This is a genomic window from Pseudomonas sp. BJa3, assembly GCF_026343815.1.
GTDB lineage: Bacteria > Pseudomonadota > Gammaproteobacteria > Pseudomonadales > Pseudomonadaceae > Aquipseudomonas > Aquipseudomonas soli.
On record NZ_JAOXMC010000259.1, the window covers coordinates 1 to 265 of the forward strand.

Genomic DNA, 265 nt, shown 5'->3' on the forward strand with positions numbered 1-265 from the left:
TGTTCCGCCGCTCCAGTCAGGCCTGATGCGCGACCTCGCTCGCCCGCCGGCGTTATATGCCGGCGTTGGCTGCCGGCGTGGCTGCCCGGGCGAACCACTCGCCGTGCTGCTGCGCCAGACGCTGACCAGCCACGCCCTGCCTCTGTCGGCCCTCAAGGCCATTGCCAGCATCGAACCCACGGCGCGCGACCCCGCCCTGCTGGCGCTGGCCGAACGGCTCGGCCTGCCGTACATCTGCTTCGACAGCAGCCACCTGGCAACCTTC

Annotated in this window: 1 protein-coding gene; it reads left to right on the forward strand. The window is 70.9% G+C overall.

Translation table 11 applies throughout. The features are described from left to right. Positions 1-25: 25 nt before the first annotated feature. On the forward strand, positions 26-265 hold a 240-nt coding region (locus OH705_RS27635; protein ID WP_267303490.1), incomplete at its 3' end, for a cobalamin biosynthesis protein.